The sequence below is a fragment of the Clostridium sp. B9 genome (assembly GCF_050509515.1).
In the GTDB taxonomy this organism is placed as follows: domain Bacteria; phylum Bacillota; class Clostridia; order Clostridiales; family Clostridiaceae; genus Sarcina.
Window position 1 is genome coordinate 1 of sequence record NZ_JBNWKA010000004.1, and the last position, 6,606, is coordinate 6,606.

Genomic DNA, 6,606 nt, shown 5'->3' on the forward strand with positions numbered 1-6,606 from the left:
TCGATTTAGAGGCTCATAGAGATGCTTTAAATTCTATTTTAGACCTAGAACACCTAGAATATAAAAAGACGCTGTTAACGGGCGAAATAAAGCTAAAAAATGATATATTTGATTCAATAGTTAATAGCATTAAAAATTTAACTATTGAGAATAATGATTTAAAAGAAAATTTAAAATCAAAAGATAAGAAGATTGAAAAGATTGAAAATGAGCTTAAATCAATGGATTTTAGGTTAACTGATAAAGACTATTTGATTAATAAATTAAATAAAAGAAAAAAAGATATTGAAAATGAATTGAGAAAAGAATTCGAAGAGCAATTAGATAAATATAAAAATGATTGGTTTGAAAATTATATTAAAGTTGACAATTTAGAAAGAGAAAATATTAATTTAAAGATTCAGAATAAAAAATTAGAAAAAGGTTTAGATAGATATAAAAATTTATATAAGCAACAAGAAGAAATTATTAACTCTAATCCAGAGCTAAAAAAAATATATTTAAAATCAATACAAGTAGAAAATAAAAATAAAAATAAAAAATATTCAATTGGTTTATAATTTTTAAAAAAACAAATTTATTTTATAAAAATGAGTAGATTTATCTGCTCATTTTTTTCTGTAAAAAAGTGGACTTTTACGGACACTTTTTACGAGATTTTTTGCTAAAAAAAAATCGAGTTTTTTCATTCTTGATACTATCGGTAACTATTTCGATTTAACAAAAAACCCTAGAGCCGTTGAAAACTCTAGGGTTAAGCGATAAAAACTTGCTATTTTCAGGAAAGTATTTTATAATTTTAAGTGTTCAGATTAAAATTAAAATTACTTTAGAAAGGAGCAAGTTCTTTTTCGTGTCTTATTAGGACATTTTTATTTTATTTTAAAATCCTTTTGCTGACACAAAAGAACTAATTCACCATGAATAATGATACTATAATTTTAACTAAAAAACAAGAAGAAGAAATTAGCAAATGTGAAATAATAGATAAATGTAAAGAAAAAAAGGTTAAAAATCCAAAGTTTAGTGACTATATAGAACCTTTTGTATCTGTAAAAATGTCAGAGAGAATAAAAGATTGTGGGGGATTTTTGATGTTGTTAGCAGACTTAGAATTAGAACATAAAAAGCTACATCAAGGTAACTTCTGTAAAAATAGATTTTGTCCAATGTGTAGTTGGAGAATGGCATTAAAAGATAGTTTAGAAATAAGTATTTTAATGGAGCATTTACGATTAGAAGAAAGTAAGGAATTTATATTTTTAACGTTAACTACTCCTAATATTATTGGAAGAGAACTTGAACAAGCTATAAAGGAATATAATAAAGCTTTTAAAAGACTTATGGAACTTAAAGAAGTTAAGTTAATAGTTAAAGGCTACATAAGAAAACTTGAAGTAACTTATCAAAAAGAAAAGTATATAACTAAAAGATTATGGAAAAAGAAAAAAGAATATTATCAAAATAAAGGATTAAAAGTAGGAGATTTAGAACCTAACTACGATACTTATAATCCACATTTCCATGTAGTTATAGCAGTTAATAAAAGTTATTTTGGAAATAGAACTTATATTTCAAGAGAAAGATGGCTTGAAATATGGAAAAAGTCAATGAGAGATGAAAGGATCACTCAAGTTGATATAAGAAAAGCTAAAATGAGTAATTATAAAGAAGTGTACGAGCTATCAAAGTATTCAGCAAAAGATAGTGATTATTTAATAAATAGAAGAGTATTTTCAGAATTTTATAAAGCACTTAAAGGAAAGCAAGTATTAGTTTTCGGTGGGCTTTTTAAAGAGGTTCATAAGATGTATTTGAATGGAGAATTAGATGTTTATAAAGAAAAAGATGAGATAAAATATGAGTATATGCTTTACTATAATTGGACTAAGAAAGAATATGAAAATACAAAATTAAGAGAATTAACTGAAGAAGAGAAAGAAAGTTTGAATAATGATTTGATTGATAAGATTTAATTTTTAAGTTTTTAAAAGCTTATTTATAAGTAGTTAGGAGTAATGTTTATGAATATTTTAAAATATTTATTATTATTGCATTTTTTTATGATTAAAGTGGAAATGGTTCAAAAGAATGTAGAAATAATAAAATATTATGAAAAAAGATATGATGTTTCTTTAGATAAAATTGTTGTAGATTATTTAATAGAAAATTTGGAATATAAAATAAAAATATAATATCAAAAAATAGAAAGAATTTTAAAGACAATATAATTTTAATTTAAAACTTAGATTAAAATCAAGGTGGAGATAAAAATAAATTGAGCAGATCTGAATAGAGCTGCTCAATTTATTTTTATACTACCTTGATGGTGTATAAACCAAAACACTAAATAAAAAAGGACTAGAGTCCTTCTGCCAAACGGCGAGTGCCGTCGGAGACGCAAAGAAAATTTTGATTAAACTTTTATAAAAGTTTATGGGTGAAACGAAGTGAGGGCAAAGCCCTTTTAAATGCAAAGCATTTACCCTCGGAGAGCACGTTCTCTTGGAAATAAGAGTATAACGTGCTACACTCTTGAAAAGAGTGTTTGATAAAAAGCACACCATTAACACATTGCTTACACACAATGTGTTCAGTACTGCACATGATATATTCAGTAGTTTACACGATATGTGAAAATGATGGGTTTTCAATGTGTCAAAATATAAATATAAGTGGGTGAAAGCATGGAGTTTGCATGGAATGCACAAAAAAATAAGATGAGTGATGTTAAGGGAAAAGAAAACGAGCAGGAACGAAAAGGCTTTATAAGAAATAAAGATATTGATTTGAGTAAAACTCATTTAAATTATGATTTAGTAGAGAGTAATTTAAATTTATATCAAAGAGTTAAAAAAAGAGTTGAAGAAGTTAGAGAAAATTCTAAGATACAAAAAAATTCTGTAGTTGATGTTTCAAACATAATAACTTTAAATAAAGAGCAATTTGAAGAATGGGGAGAAGATAAGTCTAAAGAATATTTTAGAGAAGTTTATAATTACTTTTGTGATGAGTTTGGAAAAGAAAATGTAGTATCAGCTAAAATTCATATGGATGAAATAACTCCACATATGCACCTTCATTTTGTACCAATAAGAGATGGTAAACTACAATGTCGTTCTGTGTTAACTCAATCAAGACTTAATAAAGTTCATGCTAATGCTCCTAAATATCTTCAGGAAAAAGGTTTTAATGTAATTAGGGGAAATGGGAAAACTAAAGAGAGAGGCAATATTGATAATATACATGAATATAAAAAAGAGATAGAAGATATATTATCAAATGAGTTGAAAAATCTTAAAATCGATTTAGAGGCTCATAGAGATGCTTTAAATTCTATTTTAGACCTAGAACACCTAGAATATAAAAAGACGCTGTTAACGGGCGAAATAAAGCTAAAAAATGATATATTTGATTCAATAGTTAATAGCATTAAAAATTTAACTATTGAGAATAATGATTTAAAAGAAAATTTAAAATCAAAAGATAAGAAGATTGAAAAGATTGAAAATGAGCTTAAATCAATGGATTTTAGGTTAACTGATAAAGACTATTTGATTAATAAATTAAATAAAAGAAAAAAAGATATTGAAAATGAATTGAGAAAAGAATTCGAAGAGCAATTAGATAAATATAAAAATGATTGGTTTGAAAATTATATTAAAGTTGACAATTTAGAAAGAGAAAATATTAATTTAAAGATTCAGAATAAAAAATTAGAAAAAGGTTTAGATAGATATAAAAATTTATATAAGCAACAAGAAGAAATTATTAACTCTAATCCAGAGCTAAAAAAAATATATTTAAAATCAATACAAGTAGAAAATAAAAATAAAAATAAAAAATATTCAATTGGTTTATAATTTTTAAAAAAACAAATTTATTTTATAAAAATGAGTAGATTTATCTGCTCATTTTTTTCTGTAAAAAAGTGGACTTTTACGGACACTTTTTACGAGATTTTTTGCTAAAAAAAAATCGAGTTTTTTCATTCTTGATACTATCGGTAACTATTTCGATTTAACAAAAAACCCTAGAGCCGTTGAAAACTCTAGGGTTAAGCGATAAAAACTTGCTATTTTCAGGAAAGTATTTTATAATTTTAAGTGTTCAGATTAAAATTAAAATTACTTTAGAAAGGAGCAAGTTCTTTTTCGTGTCTTATTAGGACATTTTTATTTTATTTTAAAATCCTTTTGCTGACACAAAAGAACTAATTCACCATGAATAATGATACTATAATTTTAACTAAAAAACAAGAAGAAGAAATTAGCAAATGTGAAATAATAGATAAATGTAAAGAAAAAAAGGTTAAAAATCCAAAGTTTAGTGACTATATAGAACCTTTTGTATCTGTAAAAATGTCAGAGAGAATAAAAGATTGTGGGGGATTTTTGATGTTGTTAGCAGACTTAGAATTAGAACATAAAAAGCTACATCAAGGTAACTTCTGTAAAAATAGATTTTGTCCAATGTGTAGTTGGAGAATGGCATTAAAAGATAGTTTAGAAATAAGTATTTTAATGGAGCATTTACGATTAGAAGAAAGTAAGGAATTTATATTTTTAACGTTAACTACTCCTAATATTATTGGAAGAGAACTTGAACAAGCTATAAAGGAATATAATAAAGCTTTTAAAAGACTTATGGAACTTAAAGAAGTTAAGTTAATAGTTAAAGGCTACATAAGAAAACTTGAAGTAACTTATCAAAAAGAAAAGTATATAACTAAAAGATTATGGAAAAAGAAAAAAGAATATTATCAAAATAAAGGATTAAAAGTAGGAGATTTAGAACCTAACTACGATACTTATAATCCACATTTCCATGTAGTTATAGCAGTTAATAAAAGTTATTTTGGAAATAGAACTTATATTTCAAGAGAAAGATGGCTTGAAATATGGAAAAAGTCAATGAGAGATGAAAGGATCACTCAAGTTGATATAAGAAAAGCTAAAATGAGTAATTATAAAGAAGTGTACGAGCTATCAAAGTATTCAGCAAAAGATAGTGATTATTTAATAAATAGAAGAGTATTTTCAGAATTTTATAAAGCACTTAAAGGAAAGCAAGTATTAGTTTTCGGTGGGCTTTTTAAAGAGGTTCATAAGATGTATTTGAATGGAGAATTAGATGTTTATAAAGAAAAAGATGAGATAAAATATGAGTATATGCTTTACTATAATTGGACTAAGAAAGAATATGAAAATACAAAATTAAGAGAATTAACTGAAGAAGAGAAAGAAAGTTTGAATAATGATTTGATTGATAAGATTTAATTTTTAAGTTTTTAAAAGCTTATTTATAAGTAGTTAGGAGTAATGTTTATGAATATTTTAAAATATTTATTATTATTGCATTTTTTTATGATTAAAGTGGAAATGGTTCAAAAGAATGTAGAAATAATAAAATATTATGAAAAAAGATATGATGTTTCTTTAGATAAAATTGTTGTAGATTATTTAATAGAAAATTTGGAATATAAAATAAAAATATAATATCAAAAAATAGAAAGAATTTTAAAGACAATATAATTTTAATTTAAAACTTAGATTAAAATCAAGGTGGAGATAAAAATAAATTGAGCAGATCTGAATAGAGCTGCTCAATTTATTTTTATACTACCTTGATGGTGTATAAACCAAAACACTAAATAAAAAAGGACTAGAGTCCTTCTGCCAAACGGCGAGTGCCGTCGGAGACGCAAAGAAAATTTTGATTAAACTTTTATAAAAGTTTATGGGTGAAACGAAGTGAGGGCAAAGCCCTTTTAAATGCAAAGCATTTACCCTCGGAGAGCACGTTCTCTTGGAAATAAGAGTATAACGTGCTACACTCTTGAAAAGAGTGTTTGATAAAAAGCACACCATTAACACATTGCTTACACACAATGTGTTCAGTACTGCACATGATATATTCAGTAGTTTACACGATATGTGAAAATGATGGGTTTTCAATGTGTCAAAATATAAATATAAGTGGGTGAAAGCATGGAGTTTGCATGGAATGCACAAAAAAATAAGATGAGTGATGTTAAGGGAAAAGAAAACGAGCAGGAACGAAAAGGCTTTATAAGAAATAAAGATATTGATTTGAGTAAAACTCATTTAAATTATGATTTAGTAGAGAGTAATTTAAATTTATATCAAAGAGTTAAAAAAAGAGTTGAAGAAGTTAGAGAAAATTCTAAGATACAAAAAAATTCTGTAGTTGATGTTTCAAACATAATAACTTTAAATAAAGAGCAATTTGAAGAATGGGGAGAAGATAAGTCTAAAGAATATTTTAGAGAAGTTTATAATTACTTTTGTGATGAGTTTGGAAAAGAAAATGTAGTATCAGCTAAAATTCATATGGATGAAATAACTCCACATATGCACCTTCATTTTGTACCAATAAGAGATGGTAAACTACAATGTCGTTCTGTGTTAACTCAATCAAGACTTAATAAAGTTCATGCTAATGCTCCTAAATATCTTCAGGAAAAAGGTTTTAATGTAATTAGGGGAAATGGGAAAACTAAAGAGAGAGGCAATATTGATAATATACATGAATATAAAAAAGAGATAGAAGATATATTATCAAATGAGTTGAAAAATCTTAAAA

The 6,606-nt window shown here is 25.4% G+C and carries 7 protein-coding genes; all 7 read left to right on the forward strand.

What is annotated here, in order from left to right:
• Nucleotides 1–560, forward strand: a 560-nt coding sequence (locus tag ACQZHJ_RS17975; RefSeq protein WP_430486916.1) for a hypothetical protein, incomplete at its 5' end; no start/stop codon positions are given.
• Between the two features lie 360 nt (nt 561–920).
• Nucleotides 921–1,976, forward strand: coding sequence for a protein rep (locus tag ACQZHJ_RS17980; RefSeq protein ID WP_430486917.1), 1,056 nt, complete (start codon nt 921–923; stop codon nt 1,974–1,976).
• A gap of 48 nt (nt 1,977–2,024) precedes the next feature.
• Complete coding sequence (locus tag ACQZHJ_RS17985; protein ID WP_430486918.1) at nt 2,025–2,195, forward strand: hypothetical protein; 171 nt, start codon at nt 2,025–2,027, stop codon at nt 2,193–2,195.
• 480 nt (nt 2,196–2,675) lie between these two features.
• On the forward strand, nt 2,676–3,863 hold the full coding sequence (gene mobV, locus ACQZHJ_RS17990) for a MobV family relaxase (protein ID WP_430486919.1): 1,188 nt from the start codon (nt 2,676–2,678) through the stop codon (nt 3,861–3,863).
• 360 nt (nt 3,864–4,223) lie between these two features.
• The gene (locus ACQZHJ_RS17995; protein ID WP_430486917.1) at nt 4,224–5,279 is read left to right on the forward strand and encodes a protein rep; all 1,056 of its coding nucleotides are present in this window, start codon (nt 4,224–4,226) and stop codon (nt 5,277–5,279) included.
• Between the two features lie 48 nt (nt 5,280–5,327).
• Nucleotides 5,328–5,498 carry a hypothetical protein gene (locus ACQZHJ_RS18000; protein ID WP_430486918.1) on the forward strand — a complete coding sequence of 57 codons (171 nt, stop codon included), beginning with the start codon at nt 5,328–5,330 and terminating at the stop codon, nt 5,496–5,498.
• A 480-nt stretch (nt 5,499–5,978) separates the two neighbouring features.
• On the forward strand, nt 5,979–6,606 hold a 628-nt coding region (mobV, locus tag ACQZHJ_RS18005; RefSeq protein ID WP_430486920.1), incomplete at its 3' end, for a MobV family relaxase.